23 protein-coding genes and 1 pseudogene are annotated in these 21,050 nt (G+C 63.1%); 3 read left to right on the plus strand and 21 right to left on the minus strand.

Going from position 1 to position 21,050, the window contains the following annotated elements; genetic code table 11:
* Window positions 1-14 precede the first annotated feature (14 nt).
* The 6 genes and pseudogenes from CYAGR_RS09565 to CYAGR_RS19490 all read right to left on the minus strand — a co-directional run bounded on the left by CYAGR_RS09565 (window position 15) and on the right by CYAGR_RS19490 (window position 4,506).
* Window positions 15-686, minus strand: coding sequence for an ATP-binding cassette domain-containing protein (locus tag CYAGR_RS09565; RefSeq protein WP_043326964.1), 672 nt, complete (start codon window positions 684-686; stop codon window positions 15-17).
* A gap of 14 nt (window positions 687-700) precedes the next feature.
* A complete protein-coding gene (gene devC, locus CYAGR_RS09570) occupies window positions 701-1,849 on the minus strand; it encodes an ABC transporter permease DevC (RefSeq protein WP_015109603.1) in 1,149 nt (382 codons plus the stop codon).
* Window positions 1,846-2,916 (minus strand): HlyD family efflux transporter periplasmic adaptor subunit, encoded by a 1,071-nt coding sequence (locus tag CYAGR_RS09575; protein WP_156818440.1) that lies wholly within the window; start codon window positions 2,914-2,916, stop codon window positions 1,846-1,848. Before CYAGR_RS09575 ends, devC begins: the two co-directional genes overlap by 4 nt.
* Before the next feature lie 63 nt (window positions 2,917-2,979).
* Window positions 2,980-3,372, minus strand: coding sequence for a type II toxin-antitoxin system VapC family toxin (locus CYAGR_RS09580; RefSeq protein ID WP_015109605.1), 393 nt, complete (start codon window positions 3,370-3,372; stop codon window positions 2,980-2,982).
* Complete coding sequence (locus CYAGR_RS19165; RefSeq protein ID WP_015109606.1) at window positions 3,372-3,929, minus strand: nucleotidyltransferase domain-containing protein; 558 nt, start codon at window positions 3,927-3,929, stop codon at window positions 3,372-3,374. The genes CYAGR_RS09580 and CYAGR_RS19165 overlap by 1 nt, the downstream gene beginning before the upstream one ends.
* Window positions 3,926-4,506 (minus strand): annotated as a pseudogene (locus tag CYAGR_RS19490) (nucleotidyltransferase substrate binding protein). Before CYAGR_RS19490 ends, CYAGR_RS19165 begins: the two are co-directional and overlap by 4 nt.
* Window positions 4,507-4,681: 175 nt before the next feature.
* Between CYAGR_RS19490 and CYAGR_RS09600 the strand changes: the two are divergent.
* Window positions 4,682-6,151, plus strand: a complete 1,470-nt coding sequence (locus tag CYAGR_RS09600; RefSeq protein WP_015109607.1) for an MFS transporter — start codon at window positions 4,682-4,684, stop codon at window positions 6,149-6,151.
* Here CYAGR_RS09600 and CYAGR_RS09605 read toward each other — a convergent pair.
* From CYAGR_RS09605 to CYAGR_RS09665, 15 genes are all read right to left on the minus strand, one after another.
* Complete coding sequence (locus CYAGR_RS09605; RefSeq protein WP_172637174.1) at window positions 6,145-6,804, minus strand: DUF429 domain-containing protein; 660 nt, start codon at window positions 6,802-6,804, stop codon at window positions 6,145-6,147. The two genes, CYAGR_RS09600 and CYAGR_RS09605, sit on opposite strands and share 7 nt — an antisense overlap.
* Window positions 6,785-7,393, minus strand: a complete 609-nt coding sequence (locus CYAGR_RS09610; RefSeq protein ID WP_015109609.1) for a class I SAM-dependent methyltransferase — start codon at window positions 7,391-7,393, stop codon at window positions 6,785-6,787. Before CYAGR_RS09610 ends, CYAGR_RS09605 begins: the two co-directional genes overlap by 20 nt.
* Before the next feature lie 74 nt (window positions 7,394-7,467).
* On the minus strand, window positions 7,468-7,959 hold the full coding sequence (locus tag CYAGR_RS09615; RefSeq protein ID WP_043325669.1) for a P-loop nucleotide/nucleoside kinase family protein: 492 nt from the start codon (window positions 7,957-7,959) through the stop codon (window positions 7,468-7,470).
* 664 nt (window positions 7,960-8,623) lie between these two features.
* On the minus strand, window positions 8,624-8,908 hold the full coding sequence (locus tag CYAGR_RS19495; protein ID WP_043325671.1) for a hypothetical protein: 285 nt from the start codon (window positions 8,906-8,908) through the stop codon (window positions 8,624-8,626).
* Window positions 8,909-9,285: 377 nt separating this feature from the next.
* Window positions 9,286-9,789: a gamma-glutamylcyclotransferase family protein gene (locus tag CYAGR_RS09625; RefSeq protein ID WP_015109613.1), complete on the minus strand. Its 504-nt coding sequence runs from the start codon at window positions 9,787-9,789 to the stop codon at window positions 9,286-9,288.
* Between the two features lie 356 nt (window positions 9,790-10,145).
* Window positions 10,146-11,264, minus strand: a complete 1,119-nt coding sequence (locus CYAGR_RS17185; RefSeq protein WP_015109614.1) for an AAA family ATPase — start codon at window positions 11,262-11,264, stop codon at window positions 10,146-10,148.
* A 39-nt stretch (window positions 11,265-11,303) separates the two neighbouring features.
* Window positions 11,304-12,200: an IS3 family transposase gene (locus CYAGR_RS09635; protein WP_015109615.1), complete on the minus strand. Its 897-nt coding sequence runs from the start codon at window positions 12,198-12,200 to the stop codon at window positions 11,304-11,306.
* Entirely contained in the window at window positions 12,197-12,526 is a 330-nt protein-coding gene (locus tag CYAGR_RS09640) for a transposase (RefSeq protein ID WP_015109616.1), read from the minus strand. Before CYAGR_RS09640 ends, CYAGR_RS09635 begins: the two co-directional genes overlap by 4 nt.
* The gene (locus CYAGR_RS17190) at window positions 12,523-13,074 is read right to left on the minus strand and encodes an ATP-binding protein (protein ID WP_083891373.1); all 552 of its coding nucleotides are present in this window, start codon (window positions 13,072-13,074) and stop codon (window positions 12,523-12,525) included. Before CYAGR_RS17190 ends, CYAGR_RS09640 begins: the two co-directional genes overlap by 4 nt.
* Before the next feature lie 290 nt (window positions 13,075-13,364).
* Window positions 13,365-14,534, minus strand: coding sequence for an exonuclease/endonuclease/phosphatase family protein (locus CYAGR_RS09645; RefSeq protein ID WP_083891374.1), 1,170 nt, complete (start codon window positions 14,532-14,534; stop codon window positions 13,365-13,367).
* A gap of 109 nt (window positions 14,535-14,643) precedes the next feature.
* Window positions 14,644-15,345, minus strand: a complete 702-nt coding sequence (locus tag CYAGR_RS18380) for an AbiU2 domain-containing protein (protein ID WP_015109618.1) — start codon at window positions 15,343-15,345, stop codon at window positions 14,644-14,646.
* Window positions 15,346-15,689: 344 nt separating this feature from the next.
* Window positions 15,690-16,748 carry an IS91 family transposase gene (locus CYAGR_RS09650; protein WP_015109140.1) on the minus strand — a complete coding sequence of 353 codons (1,059 nt, stop codon included), beginning with the start codon at window positions 16,746-16,748 and terminating at the stop codon, window positions 15,690-15,692.
* Window positions 16,748-17,695 (minus strand): tyrosine-type recombinase/integrase, encoded by a 948-nt coding sequence (locus tag CYAGR_RS09655; protein WP_216593343.1) that lies wholly within the window; start codon window positions 17,693-17,695, stop codon window positions 16,748-16,750. The genes CYAGR_RS09650 and CYAGR_RS09655 overlap by 1 nt, the downstream gene beginning before the upstream one ends.
* Window positions 17,696-18,095: 400 nt before the next feature.
* Window positions 18,096-18,689: a dCTP deaminase gene (dcd, locus tag CYAGR_RS09660; protein WP_015109620.1), complete on the minus strand. Its 594-nt coding sequence runs from the start codon at window positions 18,687-18,689 to the stop codon at window positions 18,096-18,098.
* Between the two features lie 4 nt (window positions 18,690-18,693).
* The gene (locus CYAGR_RS09665; RefSeq protein ID WP_015109621.1) at window positions 18,694-19,293 is read right to left on the minus strand and encodes an ATP--corrinoid adenosyltransferase; all 600 of its coding nucleotides are present in this window, start codon (window positions 19,291-19,293) and stop codon (window positions 18,694-18,696) included.
* A gap of 164 nt (window positions 19,294-19,457) precedes the next feature.
* On the opposite strand from CYAGR_RS09665, the gene rph reads away from it, so the two are divergent.
* Together rph and ntcA are read left to right on the plus strand one after the other, a co-directional pair.
* Window positions 19,458-20,198 carry a ribonuclease PH gene (gene rph, locus CYAGR_RS09670; RefSeq protein WP_015109622.1) on the plus strand — a complete coding sequence of 247 codons (741 nt, stop codon included), beginning with the start codon at window positions 19,458-19,460 and terminating at the stop codon, window positions 20,196-20,198.
* 67 nt (window positions 20,199-20,265) lie between these two features.
* Window positions 20,266-21,006 (plus strand): global nitrogen regulator NtcA, encoded by a 741-nt coding sequence (gene ntcA, locus CYAGR_RS09675; protein WP_043325680.1) that lies wholly within the window; start codon window positions 20,266-20,268, stop codon window positions 21,004-21,006.
* Window positions 21,007-21,050: the final 44 nt, after the last annotated feature.

Below are 21,050 nucleotides of genomic sequence, written 5' to 3' on the forward strand. Positions count from 1 at the left end.
GTCTCTTGTCCGGATCAGCAGAGCCGGCCATCCTCCAACGACAGGGTGCGGTCGGCGATGTCGAGGATGCGGCTGTCGTGGGTCACCAGCAGGATCGTGCAGCCCTGCTCCCGCGCCAGCCGCTGCATCAGCAGGACCACCTCGCGGCCGGAGCGACTGTCGAGGGCGGCGGTGGGCTCATCGGCCAGCAGCAGCGGCGGCTCCCCCACCAGGGCCCGCGCCACCGCCACCCGCTGCTTCTGTCCGCCCGAGAGCTGGTCCGGCTTGACATCAAGGTGATCCCCCAGCCCCACGCTCTCGAGGATCCGCCGTGCGCGCCGATCCATCTCCGCGTCGCTGAGGGTGCCCCTCATCTCCAGCGCCATGCGCACGTTCTGGGCGGCGGTAAGGCTGCGGTGCAGGTTGTGGGCCTGAAAGATGTAGCCGTGCTCGCGGCGGGCCAGGGTGAGCTGCAGCGCCGTGGCCCCCACCAGCTCCCGCCCCAGCACCCGCAGCCGCCCTCCCTGGGCCGCCCGCAGCCCGCCGATCAGGGTCAGCAGGGTGGTCTTGCCCGAGCCGGAGGGGCCGGTGAGCAGCACGATCTCCCCGACGGCCACCTCCAGCGCCACATCGAACAGCACCTGGCGCCGCACCGCACCCCTCCCGAAGTGGTGGTTGAGCCCCTCGATCACGATCGCGCTGGCCATGGCGCCGGTCCCCATCAGAAGAGCTCGGCCGGATCGGCCGCCTGCAGCCGCCGGGTGGCGATCGCCCCGGAGGCCAGGCACATCACCAGCGTCAGCACGAACACCGTGGTCGCCCGCCCCAGGGTCATGGCGATCGGCAAGCTGGTGGCCTTCGACGCCACCGCGTACAGCCACAGCGGCATCAGCACGCCGGGGATGAAGCCCAGGGCCGCCAGGATCAGGGCCTGCTCCACCACCACCAGCAGCAGCCAGCGCTGGCGGAAGCCCATCGCCTTGAAGGTGGCGTACTCCTGCAGGTGGGCGTTCACATCGGTGGAGAGCACCTGGTAGACGATCACCACCCCCACCACGAAGGCCATGGCCGTGCCCAGCCCGAAGATGAAGCCCACCGGGCTGGCCACCCGCCAGTAGTTCTCCTCGAACTGCACGTAGTCGGCATGGCTGAGCACCTGCACGTCGTCCGGCAGGTGGCGCCGCAGCGCCCGCACCACCGGCGCCACCGGTTCCCCCGGCGCCAGGGTGAGCAGCCCGACGCTGATGCTGCCGGCCTTCGCCCGCGGGAACATCCGCAGGAACGTCTGATCGCTGGCCATCAGGGTGGCATCCGCCCCGAAGGAGGCCCCCAGCCGGAACAGCCCGCCCACGGCGATGGTGCGCCGCTCGATCTCGCTGGTCACGGGCTCGCCGCGATCGAGCCGGGCGATCACCTCGCCATAGCGGCCCCTTGCGCCCCGGTCGAAGAGCACCGTGTCGGGCAGCTTGAGGCGATCGGCCTGGGCCCGCACCTCCGGCAGACGCAGCACATCGGCATCCGGATCAAAACCCAGCACCTGCACCGTGGCGCTGCGCAGCGTCTGGGGATTGCGCCAGTTCACCGTACGGACGTAGAGCCCCTGGGCCTCCACCACCCCGGGCACATCCAGGGCCTGCAGCAGTCGGCGGCGCGGGAAGGTGGAAAGGTTCTGCAGGTTCAGGGCCTTCGGGCTGATCAGCACCACATCGCCCCGGAAGGCGCGATCCAGGCGGGTGTTGCTGTCGTAGAGGGCCGCCTGGAAGCCCAGCTGCATGAACATCAGCAGGTCGGCGAAGGCGATGCCGGCGAGGGCCACCAGGAAGCGGCCGCGGTCGTGGCGGAGCTGCAACCAGCCGAGCGGGGTTCTCATGGCCCGATCACCACCCGCACCTGCAGATTGGTGAATCGCGCCGCCCGCCGGCTGCTCTCCGGCGTCAGCGGGGCGCGCACCTCCACCACCCGGTTGTCGGTGTTGGCGCTCGGATCGGTGTTGATCAGGTTCTGGCGCAGCACGATCGCGCCGATCTGCTCCACCCGGCCGTGCAGCGGCTGGGTCAGGGCCGGGCTGGTGATCCGCACCGGCTGCCCCCGCCGCACCCGCGGCAGATCGCTCTCGTACACCTCAGCCACCGCCTGCATCCGGTCGGTCTGGCCCAACAGCAGGATTCCCGCCGCCCCGGTGGCCTCGCCCGCCCGGGCGAACACCTGCAGCACGGTGCCGGCGATCGGCGCGCGGATCAGGTTGTCGTCGCGGGCGGCGATGGCGCGCTGCAGGTTGGCCTGGGCCTGCTCCAGCACGCGCCGGGAGGCCTCCACATCCAGATCCACGCCGCCGTCGCCGGCGGTGCTGCGCGCCTGCTGCCGCGCCAGCAGCACCCGGGCCTCCTGCAGCGAGGCTGTGATGGTGTCGAGGCTGAGGCGGCGGTTGTCGCGCTCCTCGGCCGAGACGGCACCGCTGGTGAACAGGCTCTGGTAGCGGGCGGCCTCGGTGGCGGCCGTGCGCTGCTGGGCCTCCAGGGAGCGCACCTTGGCCCGCTGGCCGTCCTCGCCGCTGCCGGCATCGGCGCGGGCAATCGCCAGCCGCGAACGGGCCAGGTTCACCTCGGCCCGGGCCGCCGCCACGGCCGCCTCCAGCTGGGGCTGGTTGTCGAGCAGGGCCAGCAGCTGGCCGGCCTGCACCGCATCGCCGCGGTCGACCAGCAGGGCCTGGAGGGTGGGCTGGCCGGCGCCCGAGAGCGGCGCCGCGATCGTGCGCAGGGCGCTGACCGGCTCCAGCCGGCCCAGGGCGGTGACGGTGCGGACCGGCCGCTCGACCACCGGTGGCGGCGGCGGGGAGGCGCGGCGCAGCAGGCCGACGCCCAGGGTCAGCAGCACGGCCCCGCCCGCCGCCACCAGCCCCAGCTGCGTCCGCCGCCCCACCATCGCGCGCCCTCCCATCTGCCGTCACTATCGAGCGGCGCAGCCGGTACAGCCGGCACAGGCGCCAGGCCGTTGCCGGCCTCAGGCGCGGGCGTCCTGCAGCGGGCCGCCGTAGGCGGCGAAGGCCGCGTCGGCACTGAGCAGGGTGAAGGGGCCGCTGATGGCCTGGGCCACCAGGAGACGGTCGAAGGGATCGCGGTGGTGCAGGGGCAGCTGCTCGAGTGCCAGCAGATGGGAGAGGTCGATGGGGAGGAGCTCAAAGCCGGATGGCTCCGCCCAGGCGATGGCCTCGCCGGCCGACAGGGGCATGTCGCTGCGGGCCAGGCTGTGCCTGATGGCGATCTCCCAGAGGGAGACGTGGCTGAGAAACACCGCGCTGGCCTCTCTGGTGATCAGCTCACGGCTGCGGGGCCCCAGCGTCGGGTCATCGGTGATGGCCCAGAGAAAGGTGTGGGTATCGAGCAGCAGGCGCATCAGCCCTGCTCGAACAGATCGGCGATCAGGGGGTTGGCCGCATCGATGGACTCGGGCGCCACGAGCTGTCCGCAGGCGAGGCCCAGCCGGCGGGGGCGCTGCGGGGTCTGCAGGCTGGTGAGCCGCGCCATGGGCCGGCCGTTGCGGGCGATCACCACCTCGGCCTCGGCGCCGGTTTCGATCGCCTCCACCAGGCGCGAGAGGTGGGTCTTGGCGTCGAGCATGTTCACCACCCGGCTGGGACGGGACACCATTTCGATGTGGGCCAGAAGGGCGGGATGGCCGATGGCGGCGCATGCGGAAAGATCAATCACCCAGGGCAGGAGCAGATCATCGAGATCGGCATCGATGCGGGCCAGGGTGGCGTTGCTGATGGCGTGACCCGTCAGGGTGAGATCGATGTCGGAGGCCGGGCGGTGGCGGCCAAGGGCTCTGGAGCCGTAGAGGATCGCGGCCTCCACCTCGGGGGAACCGGCAAACACCCTCTGGATGGCCGCCACGGCCGACTCCGGCAGGCCGATGGCCTGGGCTGACGCCAGCGGGGCACGGCTGATCATGGCCGTGGATCGCTGAGTGCCGCGAAGCGAACACGCAGGGCGTCGAACAACGGCGCAAAGCGGTCGATCACGTCGTGGGCGATCGCCTTGGCCTGCTCGAGGTTGTAGGTATGCGATGACTGATTGCGGGCCTTGATCATCGCCATCCAGCCCTCACCATCGTCGATTTCCATGCGAGTTCATGGGTGAACTCGAATCCCTGAATCAGCCCCTGCTGCTCCAGCTCACTCAGCGGGCGCTGCTGCGCCAGGGCAACACCGCGTGCCAGTACCTGCAAGGCCCGCTCGAAGTTGTCAAACCGCTGGCGCCAGCGGATGTCAGCGTCTGCCATGGGCTCAGGGTAGGCAAGGAGCTCGTTCCTGCCCCTCCGCACCACGCTCCAGCCCGTCTGCGGCTCCCCGCCGCGTGACGTGGCCAGCTTTGTGGCTCCACCCCGAAGGGAGTGGGTGTGGTACGAGGCATCAAAGGCCTGGGCCTCCAGCACGGATTCCTCGGGCTCAGCGTGCAGCTCTCCGGAACCGCGCAGGCTCTTCCATGGCTCGGGACTCGGCTCGGAACTCACGCGCGACAACTTCATGCGGGCATCTTAAGAAGTGGAACGCTTTCGATCCCTTCCACCCCCAACTTCGCCCAGCCATGCCATCAGGAAGGGCAGTCGTCGTCGATGCCTGGTGATGGTCTGGCACCCCACCAACCGGCGGCGTCCCCTAGCGTCGCGCACCTGAGACTTCAGCATCAAGGCAACACCGGCCATGGACCAAGTCAACGCAGCCGCCCAGCGTCCGGGCGAAGCACCACCGGCCAATCCCGACCGCTGGTGGACCCTGGCCGCCGTGGAATGCGGCAACTTCGTGGTTTACATGGACGGGTTCATCGTCACCCTCGCCCTGCCGGCGATGGCGCGTCAGTTCGGCGTCGGGCTGCCGGTTCTGAAGTGGGTGATCGTCGCCTACCTGCTCACCGTGACGGTCACCCTGCTGCCGGCCGGACGCCTGGCCGACATCTGGGGACGCCGGCGCATCGTCGTCATCGGCATGGGCGTCCTCGTCGTCACGTCGGTCCTGTGCGCGCTGGCGCCGACAGTGGAGATCCTGATCGGCTTCCGCGTTCTCCAGGGCGTGGGCGGCGGCCTGGTGCTGGCCAACGTGATGGCCGAGATCACCGCCGTCTTCCCGAAGCAGGAGCGGCGCAAGGCCATGGCCGTCAATGCTTCGATCCTGGCGCTGGCCCAGGTCACGGGGCTGGTGCTCGGCGGCCTGCTGATCGGCCAGTTCGGCTGGCGCTCCCTGTTTCTGGTGATCCTGACGGTGAGCCTGGCCGGACTGATCCTCAGCCTCTGGATCCTCAAGGCGCGCCCCCGCAGCCAGGACCGCACCGCCATGGACTGGACGGGGGCCGTGCTGGCGGTGGTGGCCACCAGCGCTCCCTTCCTGGTGATCGAGCAGCTTTCCCAGGACGGGCTGAACCCGGCCAGCGTGGCGATCCTGATGGGCGGCGCGGCGGCTCTGGCCCTGTTCGTGGGGGTGGAGCAGCGCCTGGCGAAACCGCTGCTGACCCTCAGCCTGTTCCGCTCGCGGGCCTTCAGCTTCGGCTCGGTGGCCGCCGCCTTCTACTTCGTCGCCGCGGTGGCCTGCTACTTCCTGCTGCCGTTGTACGCGCAGCTGGTGCTGGGCCGCACGCCGGTGATGTCGGGTGTGCTGATCGTGCCGCTCTCGCTGGTGCTCACCGCCACGAGCCTGACGGTGAGCAGCCTGGGGGACCGGGTGGGGGCGCGGACCCTGAGCACGGCCGGCATGCTCTGCGTCAGTGCGGGGCTGGTGGGCCTGTCCTGGCTGGGTGCGGACGCTGCCGTGGCCAGCATCATCTGGCCGCTGGTGCTGCTGGGCATGGGCGGCGGCCTGTTCCATCCCCCCAACAACAGCGCCACGCTCAACACGGTGCCGGCACAGCACCTCAGTGTGGCCAACGGGTTCCTGTCGATGGCGCGCAATTTCGGCCAGGCGATCGGGACGGCCCTGGCGGCCTCCCTGCTCGCTCACGGCCTCGGCGCCGCCGGGGCCGACGCCACCCTGGCCGGGGAGGTGGGAGCGCGGCTGGGAGGGTCCCAGCTGGAGGCCTTTCTGGGGGCCCAGCAGCTGGCGTTTCGCCTGGCGGCCGCCCTCGGCCTGGTGGGGGCGCTGATCTCCGTTTCCCGCGGAGCCGAGGCCCCGGCGGCTCAGTGAGGCACCACGATCCAGCCGGTCTCCGGTTCGCCGTAGTGCACGCAGGTGCCACCGCTGGCGGCGTGGTGGGCGGTCAGGGCGCAGAGGGCGGCGTCGATCCAGTCGATGCTGGTGAGCGGCGCCAGGTCGATCCCCGCCTGCTGCAGCAACTCCCGGCGCTGCGTGCGCTTCTTGGAGGCCAGGGCCTGGCCGCCGCGCCGGTGCCAGGTGATGGCGTGGGGGAAGGTTTCGAAGCAGCAGGGACCAGCGCCGATCGGCAGAGCGGTGCACAGCGGATGGCTGGGTTCGAGGGCCCGATAGAGCGCTTCGCCGCGCAGCATCCAGTCGTAGTAGCCGCTGGGGTGAGCGACGGCGGCCTGGCGGGTGGGCGAGGCGAAGCAGATGATCCCCTGCTGCCTCAGCTCCCGTTCGCAAGGTCGGGCGCGGCCATCGCGGCTCCAGCGGCAGGGGGCATCGATCGCGATCACGCGGGCCTGCACCAGGGAGCGGCACCAGTGGGCGAGTTCCTGCGCATCGGTGGTGGCCAAATGGGCGGCATAGGCACCATCGGTGAGGGCGACGGCATGGAAGCCCTTGCGGGGGCCGCCGACGTCGATGCCCACGGTGGTGAACAGGCCATGGCTGAATGGCCGATCAGGCCGTTCGCTGGGCAATGACGGCAAGGTGAGGCTCTGGGAACTGATCGAATTCGAGGTGACGACAGACGCAACGCCCGTCCTTGAGGACCTCGAGAAGACCAGGAATTCCCAGGGTCGCATAGTAGACATCCGGCCCCATCGTCGCATCGAAGTGCTCGCCTGGCCCGTCCAGTCCTCCGGCGGTGAACAGAAAGATTCCACCGATCTCGAGCGCCTCCATGAGCTTGAGCATCACCGCTCGCTGGCGCTGAAGATTCACGTGCCAGAGACTGTCCCACGCCGAGATGAAGCGGTACATCCGCGGCGGGCTCCAGTCACAGACATCCACATGGTGCAACACGACGGATGGGTCCGCGTCCTGAGCAAGCGCGATCATCCGGTGCGACAGATCGATCCCTTCCAGAAGAAGACCGCGCTCACGCAGCAAAGAATTGAACCTCGTGTTGCAGCCACAGCCCACACTCAGTGACCAACCGCAATCGACTGGACCGAGAAATGCCAAAGCACGTTGATGCTGGCTTACGCCATCGACAGTGCTGAACTTATCATCCTGCCACCGGGGTGCGAGTTGGTCGTAGGCCGCGGCAATGGCTGAATGGGTCATGGGAGTGATCCAGCACGAAGTCTGATGATGAACGCGGGTTCAGCTCCTGGGACGTCCATCAGGGCGCTGCCGACTCACGTCGCGTGCATCATGACAGCAAAGGACTCGGAGTCTTCCGGAGCTTCAAAGAATGAGGAGATGTGGATGAAGTCGTCCTCTGTCAGTTGATGGGAGCCTTCCGGTTGCTCGTCATTCCGCCTGGCGATCCGCGCCAGGCACTCTGCATCTGGCGTGTTCACAAAATACAGGCGGTGATCCGCCCCTGCCTCCTCGAAGAGCGAACGGAACCAGGCGCGCCCGGCCTTGGTGTTGGCCTGAAAGTCAAGCACCACGGATTGACCGGATTTCAGGAGGTCCACCACGAGAGGGCCCACCACAGTTTTCAGCTTCCTTGAGAAGTGAATGTAGTCCTGGAAAGTCGTCATCTGATCTCCGAACAAGCGGGCCAGCCAGATGTCCTCCGAGATCAGAATCGCGCGGGTGTCCCGCGCCACAGTCTGTGCAACCGTCGTCTTTCCAGCTCCGGCTTTCCCGCAGAAGAAGTGCAGTGTCGCGTTGGCGGCCATGGGGCCATGGATAGCGGCTTGGGAGCCTAGCAAAATCCTGCGATTCACATTGGGGAAATATGTTCCCCACAGGATCGGCATGCTTGCTGGCGTGATGCCAGCCAGTTTACGGCCGAACCCCCTCAATCAGCGGGAGGAAGTCGATACCCTAGCCATACGCATAGGAAACTTGAAGGCAGGCCTGTCCTGTGCTCTTGTGGATGGTGAGTAGGAGATACTCGAAAGCCGAGCCACTGGGGAGCCACAGGGATTTTGGACGACCCGAGAGGCCATAGGTTGCCAGGGACATGGGCTCACCCACTGCACAACTCGGGCCGGCGCGGGCGACAAGGCGAGCGAGGGGAGATGGGACATCCGCTGACGAAGGCACGCTGTCTAGCGCCAAGGCGCGAATCACAGAGTCGGTCTCTGACTGGGTCATGCTGACGGAGCAGGAGCCATCTCGTGTCGAGCCAACCATGCGGCATTCAAGCTGCTGCGGCACGACCGCCGCTGTTTTGAGGATGGCGCGGATATCTGTCTCCAGAACCGAACGATTGACGGCGTTCCATTGGGATTCACAGCCCATGAGCAACAGGCAGGTCAGGGCGCTCAAGCAGCGAAGCACGTTCAACGGGTCTGCAGCGGGAGTCACCTGACGTGGAGAGGCCCACAATGGGTCGGCTCAGGTTCGCTGCTTTGGAAACCAGTAGGCAACCTCCGTACCGCCAGGGAAGAACGGGGAGCGCTCATTGAGAAGAAGATCGTGCCAACCAGCCGCCTGCGTCAAGAAAGCGTGGGCGGCATAAGCGGCAAGCGCAGCATCCCGGATATGCTCGCCGACCTCGGGAAACTCGGGCGCAGACACGAAAGCGAGCGCCGCCGCCGATACCCGCAAGAGCGCCTTGGGATGCGCTTCCGTCAGTGGCGCGGCGGGCCACTGCTCACGGGATAGCTTGGCAACGAGCACACCCTGAACAAGACAGGCCCCACGCAAGGAGTTGACATGGCTGACGGTGCCGGACTGGCCACCAGCTTCACAAACAAGCCTGCGAACCTGTGCATCTGCGCTCCGATCACCCTCGCATACCCAAAACAATGGAGCGTCGATTCCAACTGCGGCTGGCGCTCCGCGCAACAGAGCTGAAGACTGTGCGACAGCGGAAGGCGCGCCACTCACAACATTGCCGGCAACAAACCGGAGACCATCTGTCGTGGCTTCGACGACTGCCCAGCCAAAAGCCTTTTCGCCACCTGGATCAAACCCTACGAATCGCATGATGGGGTTGCCATGCCTATCCGACGAGAAAGCCAGCGTAGGCGGTGACATTCTGAAGGAGGGAGGGGTTAGGCCTCGGCAGCAAGAGCCATGTGTTCGGCATGGCGTTCCTGGTCAGGGTCTTGGATCACCGGGACCCTTCTGAGCCCATCGATATACGCGGAAGGGAGGTTGTGTTCCACGGCGCCGGCAACCACCAGGGCTCGGTACCACGAATAGGGCAGGATGACCGTATCGATCCTTGTGGCAACATACGCTTGCACATCAACGAACTGACCAGCCAGTTCGACGGTCTTTGTCTGCTCCTCATATCCAAACCCTAGACCTTCCGCACGATCCAGCCGATGCTTCTCACCAAGAAGAATCGCGTAGACAACTCCATAAACGAGACTGTTTGAATCGGCTGCCGCCTCAATGGCGCACTTGCCCGATCCATCGTTGGCGACCTTATGCCACTTCAGCTCATGCGCCCGCAGCACCGCCACGCCGAGCGGGCGTGCGGAAGGAACTCGCTGACGCAGCCTGGCTGTCAGCATGTTGGAGCCGTAGGCGAAGTTCAGACAATGCTCCATGGGACCAAGACATGCCTAACCTTTGAGCCTATCAACCCTCCGAGGCAAGCGTACCTCGCCATGGGAAAGAGCTCATCACAGGATCAGAAAGGCAGCGAGCAGCAAGAAACCGACACCATACATAAACCAATAAAGCCAATCAGGCTTTGCTGTGTTGTCGAGTACGGCGGATTGTTTGATTTCTTGGGTTGTAGTAGACCCTGGCCATGCTTCCATAAGCGTACGGCCTGACGACCACCTCCATCGCAGCTCGGCTAACGCTAATCATCACCTGGCCGCAGGGAGTCAATGCTTCTAGTCATAGAAATCTGGGGGCGGCTCAGGTGGATGGTGTTGTTCGGTGACACACACAGCACCTATGCGATTAGTTCAGCCGGGAAGGAACCAAGCAAGCCTAGGACAAGACTCACAGCAGCTGCATCATGCACCAACGCATTCTGAACAGCAGCTTCATATTGAGTTCGATTCGCAAAGCTGAGAGCCTTGGCAATGGCGTCAAGCGCTGCAGATTCTCGAATGGGATACCTCTGCAGCACCCCGACCAAATCCGATGCACTGACTAATACCTGAAAACGCGCCTCTTCATCTTGAGCACACTTCGCAAAGTCGATTTCTGCGGTACGTTTACCCCCTGCTGCTACCTCTCCCTTCTTTGGCAGAAGTGAAAAGACCTGCGCACGCGCTGATTTTTCTGCGATCCTTACGCTGAGATGCTTGGCGTTTTCACTAATTGCTTTGATGGCATCGGCTTTTGCCTTCTCAAGCTTTTCTCCCAAATCGCCTCCTACCACAGACGCGAGTTTATCGCCTACCAGTCTCTGAACTTCGGGATGATAGTAGATAGATTCAACAGAATATACGTTAAGTGGAATCACGCCCTTGGCCTGCAAGTCGGCGATTCGCTCTGGCTGTGAAGAGTCGTTATCAACAAGACCGAACGGCTTTACCCAGTTAAGTTCACTTGTGTTTGTGATGCCAACAACCGCATCCTCAACCTCACGACAGCTACCCTTGGCTACGATCGACGCATTCGGGAAAAGCAAGCTGTAAAGAGGCTTGTCAAGGCTGTGCTCGTTACCCTCGACAAATACGATCTTTCGACGTTCACCCAAGATAGTTCGCTTCAGATCGTCATCGATTATTGTGCAGTTTTCCAGCAAATCGATATCGTAAGCACCAACCGTGTCTCCCTCGTAAACGCAGGAGCGCGTCAACAATACCTTTGAGCCAGGATTGTCGATTGGGAGCAGTGGCTCGTGTGTAGATACGATGAATGCACATTCTGGCTTTTCCTTAAGTAGCAGTGACAAAAGCGGAGACACGATTGAACGATGTAAGTGCCGCTCCGGCTCATCAATAAGGAGAAGTGTTCCCGCTGGAACCGTCAACACGTTGGCGGCAATGAGGATTGCATTTCGTTCTCCATCGGATAGTTTGGCGATGCTATATGGCTCACTGCCATTCCTAGTCGCCATGATTTCGTCATGGGGTTCCCCCGATTTCGTGGACAGCGATCAGGGGGTCACAAAGGTGAGTGTAGATGCAGCGATGAACCGCTGCTCGTAGTCGATCGGGCTCAGGTAACCGACCGTTGAATGGCGGCGCTCGCGGTTGTAGTAGCCCTCGATCCAGAAGGCCAGATCGCGCTGCAGCTGCTGCGGTGAAATTAGGACTGCCCGATCGTCATCGAGGTCCAGTTCCAATTTGAGGGTGGAGAAGAAGCTCTCCACCACCGCGTTGTCCCAGCAGCATCCCTTGGCGGACATGCTGCAGAGGATCCCGTGTTTGGCCAGCCGGTCGCGGTAGTCGCTGGCCCGGTACTGGCTGCCCTGATCCGTGTGGATCAGCAGCTGCTCCGGCTCCACCTGCCGGTGGCCGAGGGCCCGGTTGAGGGCCTCGATCACCAGGGCGGCATCCATGCGTTGATTCAGCGTCCAACCCACCACACGGCGACTGAACAGATCGATCCACACCGCCAGGTATCGCCAGCCGGCGCTGGTGCGGATGTAGGTGATGTCGCCGGCCCAGCAGCGGTTCGGGGCCGGGGGCTGGAAGTCCTGCTGCAGCAGGTTCTCCGCCACCCCAGCGGCTCCGCTGCTGGCCCTGCTGCAGGGCCGGAACGCCTTTCGGGTCCTGGCCCGCAGATCGGCACGACGCATGAGCCGAGCGACACGGTGGCGTCCCACCGGGTGGCCGGCTGCGCGCAGTTCCTGGTGGATCCGAGGCGAGCCGTAGAAGCCCCGGTGCTCGCCGAACACCGCCTGGATCTCAGCGGTGAGTCGGGCGTTCTCAGCCGCTCGCTTTCCCGGCGCCTCGTGCCGCTGCCGCCAGGCGTAGAACCCACTGCGGGCCACGCCCAGTTGCCGGCACAGCCAGGAGATGGAATGCTGATCAGCGAGCTGGTCGATCAGGCGAAACCTCTCGGCGGCAGCTGCTCCTTGGCAAAGTGCGCTGCCGCCAGCCTGAAAAAATCCTTCTCCCTCCTGAGCTCGCGGTTCTCCTTGCGGAGCCGGCTGAGTTCAGCGCGCTCCTCACTGCTGAGCAGGCCCTGGTCCCTGGGTCCGGCCTGGCCGCGATCCATGCGGGCCTGCCTCACCCAGCGAGCGAGGCTGCTGGAGGGAAGGCCAAGCCGCTGGGCCACGGCATTGCAGGAGAGGCCCTCCTGCAGGCAGAGCTCCACGGCCTCCACCTTCTGCTGCGCCGTGAATCGGCGCCGAGTCTTGGTTGGGTTGGTCATCGATGGACAGTCTGGTGGTCATGGCGTGACCCTTGTCGACTTGTCCTCAGAATCGGGGGAAGCCCATCATTCGCTTCGACTGACACTGAGATATCGAGATTGGCTAGCCGTAGTAGGCGGTTCAAGGTTGAAAATGCACCATCTTTGGCGGCCAGACTGTTGACCTTATCGGTATCTTTTTCATCAAAGGCTCGCGCTATTTCTCGAGCGCGCACGTTCTCAGAGTTAACCAAGTCATAGATCGCCATCTGCGCACGCTGCTGAGAGTACTCGTCCATCCACCGCGCATTCTGCTGCCGATCATGATGAAACATCTGCTTCTCATATTCTGCACGCTGCCTACCAGTAAACTCGGGTGATCCAGATCGAAACCAAGTTTGACGATGTGCTGCTATTCGTCGAGTAGTTTCGTTGCTAGCTAATGCAAAAGCTTGCATTAGACTTGATTTGCCGGTGCCGTTAGCGCCAAGGATAAATATCATCTCCCCTACATTTACAGTCAGTGAAAGCGCCCCTTCGACGGTAGGGATCGATAATGAAAATGGCATCTTAGATACTCAGAAAGCTTGGGCCTGCATCCGTGACGAGGCATTGATCGCCGAGCGCTGCCAATAACCCGCTGCTAGCAACCTCTAACTTGGGCAGGTAAGCGCTCGGCAGTCGGGTTCATCGGGCTTGTTCTGCGGTTCATTTTGGGGCACACTCACTTGCATAACGAATCGCATGTGAGGCGCTGCGATGCTGATCGTTCATACAGTCAAAATGGTGGGTTTAGGTATGTTTTATACTCCAACACCTTGTGGAAATATTGAATAGGATATACCCCTGCTTTATGTAATTACCCAATTCGCCAATACCCTTGGTTGACTGGGTTGCCCGGGCGCCAGGTAAACACGTGGCGGCGATCGTTATCGAAGGGCTTGTAGTCCGCTGCGTACAGGTACTCGCCCTGATGCAGATTATAGATTCGTTTTCCTAGGTCACCCATGTCGTCGATTCGCCAATACCCTTGGTTGACTGGGTTGCCCGGGCGCCAGGTAAACACGTGGCGGCGATCGTCATCGAAGGGCTTGTAGTCTGCTGCGTACAGGTACTCAAGCTGGTACGTGTTGAAGATCCGCACCACGCCATCTGACACGGGCTCTAGTCGCCAGTTTCCATGAGAGCCAGCTGACCCACCTGGGCGCCAGGTAAATACTCGACGGCGATCGTCATCGAAGGGCTTGTGATCCGCTGCGTACAGGTACTCAGAATGAGCGAGGTTGTAGATAGTCACCTCGGGCCCAACAACTGCGTCCATGTTAATGTTGTCAACCTCGAGGTTTGCCCAGACGGCGTCGTGGTCCGAGATTGATCCGTTGGTTGGGTATAAGCCCCTGTCTAGCAGTGCCATCGAGCCGCAAACATAATCGACAAAATTATTGTACGAGTAGTTCAGCCCCTGGATTAGGGGGGCGACGTCCGTGCTCCAGAGGTTGAAGTCGCCTGCGAGAACGAGGTTCGTCGTCTGCGCGAAGTCGGGCACATTGAGGCACTCCTTCACCCAATCCACGAACTTCATGAATCCTGATCGCTCGGAAGCCGAGTTGTTATAGTGCCAATTGTAGGTATTGTGATAATGAAACAAGTGAATCCTTTGCGATGTCCCCACCTTCAAGACCGCATATTGTGCATTTCTTTTCCACTCGTCGCCGCCCGGATCAATCTGGATAATCTTACTTGCGTAACTCTCAATCGGGAACTTCGACAGGATCATAATACTGACGTGTTGAGTCCGTCCCTTCGTCGTCTCGTTGGTAGCTGTAAATACATATGGGTAGTCGTGGTACTGGTCACGGGTGCCCTGTATATCACCCACTTCTTGCAAGCAGATGATTTGCTCGCCGTTCAGCAAGTTCTTGAATTGTGGAATGTTGGCTGTCTCACTGTGCATGTTAAACGAGACGGCACGAACTTGAGATGAAGACATGTTCTTTCCTAGGTAATGCGGCAGGTCATTTACCAGCATAACGCTCCAGATCAGAAGCGGGCCGAGAAGACTGGCTTGGAACCAGCCTATGCTCCCGTCTGCTGTATCTGGATGTTAGAAGGATATCTAGTGGCTGCATCGAGAAAAGCTACTGACCATGGCTCTGTGAGAGCAGCGTAGCAAGTCGATGTAATGCTCTTGCCGGTCTTTGAGCATCTGAAGAAAGCAGATAGGTGTTATCGTTGATATACACAGTGCTGAAGAAGGCCCAGCCAACTACGCCCACGAAATGCTGAGCTTGTTTGATCAGATCGTTAAGTGCGTCCCAAGTTGGGCCCACGAAGGTGGCCGCGTCATTATGCGCGATACGCTTGTCCCGCAAATCCCTTAATCTCTTGACCTTCGCGAGTGTTTCGTCAGAATCTAGAATTCCTCGCATGTATGGTACATACAGAGGAATGAACACAGCCTTTCCGTCGCTCACTGACTGGATAACCTCTCTATTGGCACCAGACGTCTCTAGGTGAAGCCTAGTATTGTAAGCCTCAACAATCTCAGGAAGGCTTTCGGCATTCTGCTCCATGAGGTCTAAAGCTCTTCTTATGCACCTAGTAGGATGACGCTTACCTGGCTTATCGTAAACACGAGCGACCGCGAGAACAGCTTCGCTCTCCATTGCTCCATGGAAGGCTCCAAATAGCTCGCCGAAGCTGCCATTCTCACTAGCGTTGAATATATCTGCATTGGTGCCTATCGCCTTGTGCAAAAAATATGCTCTTTCCATCTTCAGGATATCGGAAGCTAGCCCATTCTTAATGATGTCCTTGAGCTCTTCAGTGGGGTTCGTCACTGGCAGGAACAGATGGCTTGATTTTCAAGTGTGTCTGGTCTGATTGTATTCCTTTTAACGATTATGGATAGATCGTGCGCAGCCACGATCTTATCCGAAGTTGAACAAGCCTGCAACGATGGAGCCTGATGGCTTACTGCAGAAACATCCGGCCAGTTTTCAGGATATCTTTGGCTTTCTCCTGAGTGCAAATGCCTGCCGTTTGGGGCATCGTTGAACCTTGCCATGCCTCAGCCGAATCTAGAGCGCAGCTGAGCTGGCCGTTCAGTTCTCTGGAGCTGAACGGATCTGCTCAGTGTCTGCTGGCTACATTCAGGGATATCTTCCCAGCATTCTTGTCAGCCTCAGCACAGCAGCGGCGTCATCCCTCGTTCTCGCAGTGCGATGATGCGCATCTGTCCCTGGCACAGGGGGCAGAGCATAGGCGCTTTCTCGCGGGGAAGCTCTGGAATCGGCAATTCCACCCTGAGCAGCAATTGCACCCCTTGGATCAGTCGTTTGGCATTGCCATGCAGCAGGCCGTAATCCCGTACACGCCGGAAGCGTCTCGGCAGGACATGCCGCAGCAGCAGCCACAGAAACTCTCCGCCCGGTAGTGTGCGAACCTGGCGCGTTCCCTTGTTGTCCTGATAGCAGAAGCTGACTTTGCCCTCATGGTCGGCAATGATGTTCTTCTCCGGCAATACTCCACGGTAGAGGTAGCGCCCCAGATACACCAAGGCCTTTTCGCCCCTGCCCACCGATTTGCAGTTCACAATCCACTCTCTTGGCAGTGGAGTCTTGAGCCGCAAGCCCAGACGGCGCATCCCCTCGTACCATTTGGCGCGGAACACCCTCGCCAGGTTGCCGGCCGGGAACAGGTACCCTGCCACTTTGTCCCTCCACTGCCGTTTCTGCACGTTGATCGCACCTGCGGGCACAATCAGATGCACGTGGGGATGGTACTCAAGCCGCCGGTTGTGGGTGTGCAGAACGGCATGGGCGCCAATCTTCCCTCTCAGTTTCGGATCACGGCGGGCAAAGGAATCGATCGTTTCCCAGGCTGTTTTCAGCAGTAGATCATAGGCCAATCGTTGCTGCTGCCAGAAGATCTGCCTGAGTTCTGCAGGCACGGTGAAGGTGATCAGGAAGTACTCCACTGGCAGCAGCTTGGCCCGTTGTCGTTCGATCCACTGTTGACTTTCATGATGTTGGCAGTGTGGGCAACTGCGGTGTCCACAGGAATGGGGGATGCGGATGCTGTGCTCACAATCGGAGCATTGCAGCCGCATGACGTCACTGCCGCTCTGGCGGCAACGTCCCATCGCCTGCAGGGCCTGGCGGTGGCTTGGCAGCAGCTGATGGCCATGGCGGCGCTCCAGCTCACCCTGATAGCGCGCCACCAGATGGGAGAGGAGAAGCATCAGCCTTCCTCCCAACGAAGCTGGAAGCCGCTCAGCAGCGTCTCGATCCGATCGCTGGTGTGATCGCGCACCACATGGGTGATGTGGGCGTAACGCGCTGTGGTGTTGCTGTTGCTGTGGCCGAGCAACGATTGGATCAGGCGTAGATCCATCCCTTGCTCCAGCAGGTGGGTGGCATAGGCATGGCGCAGGGAGTGCACTGTGAGCCGTTTCTCGATGCCACACTCCTTGCGGGCGGCCTTGAGCGCGGCCTGGACACCGCTGGCATCCATCGGTGCGCTCGCCATCCGGACGATGAACTGGCTTCCGGCCGGACTGGGGAAGAGCAGACGGGGGTGACGGTGGGTTGTCCAGAACCTGCGCAACGATTGGAGCGTGAGATCGGGGATGGGGACATAGCGATCCTTACCGCCTTTCGCATCGCGGAGGTGCACACGTCTTTGGCTGCCGTCAATGTCCGCCACCTCCAGTCCCAGGCCTTCACTGATTCGCAGACCCAGGCTGTAGACCGCCAGCAGGAAGATGCGATAACGCAACTTGCGTACCGTATTGATCAACGCATGCACTTCCTCTCGGGTGGGAATGTCCGGGAGAGTGCGTACACGGGGAGGGCGAATGATTTTGATCCACTCCATCTCGCGATCGAGCACATAGCGATGGAAGAACTGCAGGCTGCAGAGATCCACCTTGATTGTGCTCCATGAATACTGCTCCAGCAGAGCGGCAAAGTAGCTCTTTAACTCATCAGGGCTGAGATCATCGGGGCAACGACCAAAATGGCCGGCGACTCGCCGCAATGTTCGGCTGTAGCTATCAATTGTTTTGTCGCGCAAGCCATGCAGCTGCATGGCTTGCAGATTGGCATCAAACAGGCGATCAAAACGCTCCTGTTCTGCAGTATTCATCTCAGCAGCTTCCCAGCGGGAAGATGAAGGGGGAAAGCACATCCGAGGACGTGCATCCCTCAGTGTCTTCCCGACGGTCGCGCTCTCCTGTCGCTGCTCAAGACATGCTTGCAGTTCCGCGCCAGTGGCATGGCGCTAGAACCTTGGGCAGTCGGCTTGAAACTGAAGCAGTTCAGCTATGCTGTGGCTTGCAATCTGCCGCGTAGCGGCTTAGTTCAACTCTTTATTGGACGGTTCCGATAACCACCCGCATACCGAGGCAGCAGCGGCATAAGCACTCGCCCCAGTCCAGGGAATTCCGCCAAAACCCTCTCGGCACAACCGATTAAGCCATAGGCTCGGGCCCAAGCAAGCGATTTATACGGACCCGATAACCAACTGTCCATTTCGCTACAAAAGCCCCTTCCCTGCCTTCTCCAATCCATCCCCCCAATCCCCCCCCTCAAACCTTCGCCAGCGTCACCCGCTCGGGCTGATGCTGGTACTTGCCCTGGCGGTCGTTGTAGGTGGTGGCGCAGGGATCACCCTCAAAGAACAAGAGCTGGCAGATGCCTTCGCCGGCGTAGATGCGGCAGTCGGCGCCGGAGGAATTGCTGAACTCCAGGGTGAGGTGGCCCTCCCAGCCGGCTTCGGCGGGGGTGGTGTTGACGATGATGCCCAGCCGCGCGTAGGTGCTCTTGCCCAGGCAGATCACCGTGATGTTCGACGGCACCTTCATCTTCTCCAGCGCCACCCCCAGCCCGTAGGAATGGGCCGGCAGGATGAAGTACTCGCCGTCCTCGTCGCTGTGCATCGGCGCCGGCTCCAGGTTCGCCGGGTTGAACCGCTTCGGGTTCATCACCGTGCCCGGCACATGGCGGAAGATCAGGAACTCCTTCGGCGACAGCCGCAGGTCGTACCCGTAGGACGAGCACCCGAAGCTCAGCACCGGCCCGGTGCGGCCCTCCGGATCCAGGTGGCGCACCAGCGTCGGCTGGAACGGCTCCAGCATCCCGGCCGCGGCCTGTTCGTTGATCCAGTGGTCGTTCTTGAGCATGGCGTCAGCCGCCGCGGCGCAACTGGGTGACCTGATCGGCCATCGCCATCAGGCTGGCCGGCATCGAGGGGCCCGTCAGGATGACATCCAGATGGGCCGGCCGCTGTTCCAGCGCCTCGATCACCGCCTCGGCGCTCAGATAGCCCAGGGCGATCGCCAGCCCCAGCTCATCGAGCACCAGCAGATCCAGATCCCCCTTGAGCAGCCGCTCGCGGCTCACCTCCCACACCTCGGCCACCGCCTCGAGCGCCTCCTCGGCCGTGGCCCCCTCCTCCCCTTGGGACCCCGGCGGCCCATCGAGGCAGTGGGGCGTGCCCGGCCGCAGCCATTCCAGCCGGCCGCACAACGTCAGGCTGCCCGCCGGCCCCTGCTCCACGCCCCCCTTGAGGAACTGGCTCACCAGCACCCGGCTGCCCAGGCCGGCGCTGCGCAGAGCCTGGCTGAACACCGCCGCGAAGCTGCCCCGGAACGGCGCCGTGTGGATCTGCAGCAGCCCCTCCGGCTGACTCACCAGCCGCAACGGTGGCACCAGGGCCAGCGGCTCTGTGCGCGCCGGGGCCGCGGTGCGCCGGGGGTGGCCGGGGTCGATGAGGCTGGCGGTCATGGACACCCCACGGAAGCGTTGGTGTGAAAGGTCCGGACGGATCGCCCCGGCCGCTCACCTCCCGAATGTAGCGGCCCTCGCCAGCCCGGCACACCATCGGTAGTGGCTGGGAACAGACGTACCACCGGCGCCGCCTACGCTGGCTCGGCTCCGCCGACGCCCCCGTGACCACTCCCCGCAACGACGGCCGCACAGCCGACGCCCTGCGCCCGGTGGCCGTCGAGTGGGACCCGATGGGCTTCGCCCTCAGCTCAGTGCTCTTCGCCGCCGGCCGCACCCGCGTGCTCTGCAGCGTCTGCCTCGATCCCGAGGTGCCCCGCTGGCGCAAGGGCTCCGGCAGCGGCTGGCTCAGCGCCGAATACCGCCTGCTGCCGGCCTCCACCCCCAGCCGCCAGGGCCGCGAGCTGATGAAGCTCTCCGGCCGCACCCAGGAGATCCAGCGCCTCATCGGCCGCAGCCTGCGGGCCGCCCTCGATCTGGAGGCCCTCGGCGAGCGCACCCTCCTGGTCGACTGTGACGTGCTCCAGGCCGACGCCGGCACCCGCACCGCCTCGATCACCGGCGCCTGGATCGCCCTGGCCGCCGCCCTGGAGCGCCTGCAGCAGCAGGGCGTGCTGGCCGCCTCGCCCCTGCGCCAGCAGGTGTCAGCCGTGTCCGTGGGCCTGGTGGACGGCCGGGCCCTGCTGGATCTGGACTACTCCGAGGATTCCCGCGCCGAGGTCGACCTCAACGTGGTGATGGACGAGCAGGGCCGGCTGCTGGAGATCCAGGGCACCGCCGAGGGCGCCCCCTTCCCCCGCTCCCGCCTCGACGCCCTGCTGGATCTGGCCGAACCGGGGCTGCGTGCCCTGCAGGAGGCCCAGCGCCAGGCCCTGGCTGTGGCGCCAGGCACCATGACCGGCTAAAGAGTGTCATTGGCTACATGGGTCGGCCAGACCGATCCATAAGTTCATCACCATTCGCCACGCCTTGATGGTCGGCGCTACGCGTGGCTTCAGCCGCTACCCCAGCAGTCCATCCAGCGGATCCCCCGGCTCCGTGACCCCCATGGGCGCCCCCGGCGCCACGGCCTCCACCCTGCTGGAGGTGATCCGCGGCCTGGCCGGCAGCAGCGTCGAGACCATCGAGCGCGGCAAGACGATCTTCTTCCCCGGCGATCCGGCCGAACGTGTCTACCTGCTGCGGCGCGGCGCCGTGCGTCTCTCGCGTGTCTACGAGTCGGGCGAGGAGATCACCGTGGCCCTGCTGCGCGAGAACAGCCTCTTCGGGGTGCTCTCCCTGCTCACCGGCCAGCGCTCCGACCGCTTCTATCACGCCATCGCCTTCACCCGGGTCGAGATGGTCACGGCCCCGGCCACCTCGGTGCGCCGCGCCATCGAGCAGGACGCCAGTGTCGGCCTCCTCCTGCTCCAGGGCCTCTCCTCCCGCATCCTCCAGACCGAGACCATGATCGAGACCCTCACCCACCGGGACATGTCCTCCCGGCTGGTGAGCTTCCTGCTCGTGCTCTGCCGCGACTTCGGCGTCCCCGGCACCGAGGGCATCACCATCGACCTGCGCCTCTCCCACCAGGCCATCGCCGAGGCGATCGGCTCCACCCGCGTCACCATCACCCGCCTGCTGGGCGACCTGCGCAACGACGGCCTGGTCCAGATCGACCGCAAGAAGATCACCGTCTTCGATCCCATCGCCCTGGCCAAGCGGTTCAGCTGATCGGGCGGCCCCGACCGGGTGCCGTGAGGCCACCGGCAGGGATA

The organism is Cyanobium gracile PCC 6307 (assembly GCF_000316515.1).
Classification (GTDB): Bacteria; Cyanobacteriota; Cyanobacteriia; order PCC-6307; family Cyanobiaceae; genus Cyanobium; species Cyanobium gracile.

Excerpts from the sequence above, each read along its gene's own strand:
- CYAGR_RS09565 (WP_043326964.1), bottom strand. The coding sequence starts at position 686 with ATGGCCAGCGCGATCGTGATCGAGGGGCTCAACCACCACTTCGGGAGG.
- devC (WP_015109603.1), bottom strand. The coding sequence starts at position 1,849 with ATGAGAACCCCGCTCGGCTGGTTGCAGCTCCGCCACGACCGCGGCCGC.
- CYAGR_RS09575 (WP_156818440.1), bottom strand. The coding sequence starts at position 2,916 with ATGGGAGGGCGCGCGATGGTGGGGCGGCGGACGCAGCTGGGGCTGGTG.
- CYAGR_RS09580 (WP_015109605.1), bottom strand. The coding sequence starts at position 3,372 with ATGCGCCTGCTGCTCGATACCCACACCTTTCTCTGGGCCATCACCGAT.
- CYAGR_RS19165 (WP_015109606.1), bottom strand. The coding sequence starts at position 3,929 with ATGATCAGCCGTGCCCCGCTGGCGTCAGCCCAGGCCATCGGCCTGCCG.
- CYAGR_RS09600 (WP_015109607.1), top strand. The coding sequence starts at position 4,682 with ATGGACCAAGTCAACGCAGCCGCCCAGCGTCCGGGCGAAGCACCACCG.
- CYAGR_RS09610 (WP_015109609.1), bottom strand. The coding sequence starts at position 7,393 with ATGACCCATTCAGCCATTGCCGCGGCCTACGACCAACTCGCACCCCGG.
- CYAGR_RS09615 (WP_043325669.1), bottom strand. The coding sequence starts at position 7,959 with ATGGCCGCCAACGCGACACTGCACTTCTTCTGCGGGAAAGCCGGAGCT.
- CYAGR_RS09625 (WP_015109613.1), bottom strand. The coding sequence starts at position 9,789 with ATGGAGCATTGTCTGAACTTCGCCTACGGCTCCAACATGCTGACAGCC.
- CYAGR_RS17185 (WP_015109614.1), bottom strand. The coding sequence starts at position 11,264 with ATGGCGACTAGGAATGGCAGTGAGCCATATAGCATCGCCAAACTATCC.
- CYAGR_RS09640 (WP_015109616.1), bottom strand. The coding sequence starts at position 12,526 with ATGACCAACCCAACCAAGACTCGGCGCCGATTCACGGCGCAGCAGAAG.
- CYAGR_RS17190 (WP_083891373.1), bottom strand. The coding sequence starts at position 13,074 with ATGCCATTTTCATTATCGATCCCTACCGTCGAAGGGGCGCTTTCACTG.
- CYAGR_RS09645 (WP_083891374.1), bottom strand. The coding sequence starts at position 14,534 with ATGCTGGTAAATGACCTGCCGCATTACCTAGGAAAGAACATGTCTTCA.
- CYAGR_RS09650 (WP_015109140.1), bottom strand. The coding sequence starts at position 16,748 with ATGCTTCTCCTCTCCCATCTGGTGGCGCGCTATCAGGGTGAGCTGGAG.
- CYAGR_RS09655 (WP_216593343.1), bottom strand. The coding sequence starts at position 17,695 with ATGTGCTTTCCCCCTTCATCTTCCCGCTGGGAAGCTGCTGAGATGAAT.
- dcd (WP_015109620.1), bottom strand. The coding sequence starts at position 18,689 with ATGCTCAAGAACGACCACTGGATCAACGAACAGGCCGCGGCCGGGATG.
- CYAGR_RS09665 (WP_015109621.1), bottom strand. The coding sequence starts at position 19,293 with ATGACCGCCAGCCTCATCGACCCCGGCCACCCCCGGCGCACCGCGGCC.
- ntcA (WP_043325680.1), top strand. The coding sequence starts at position 20,266 with ATGGTCGGCGCTACGCGTGGCTTCAGCCGCTACCCCAGCAGTCCATCC.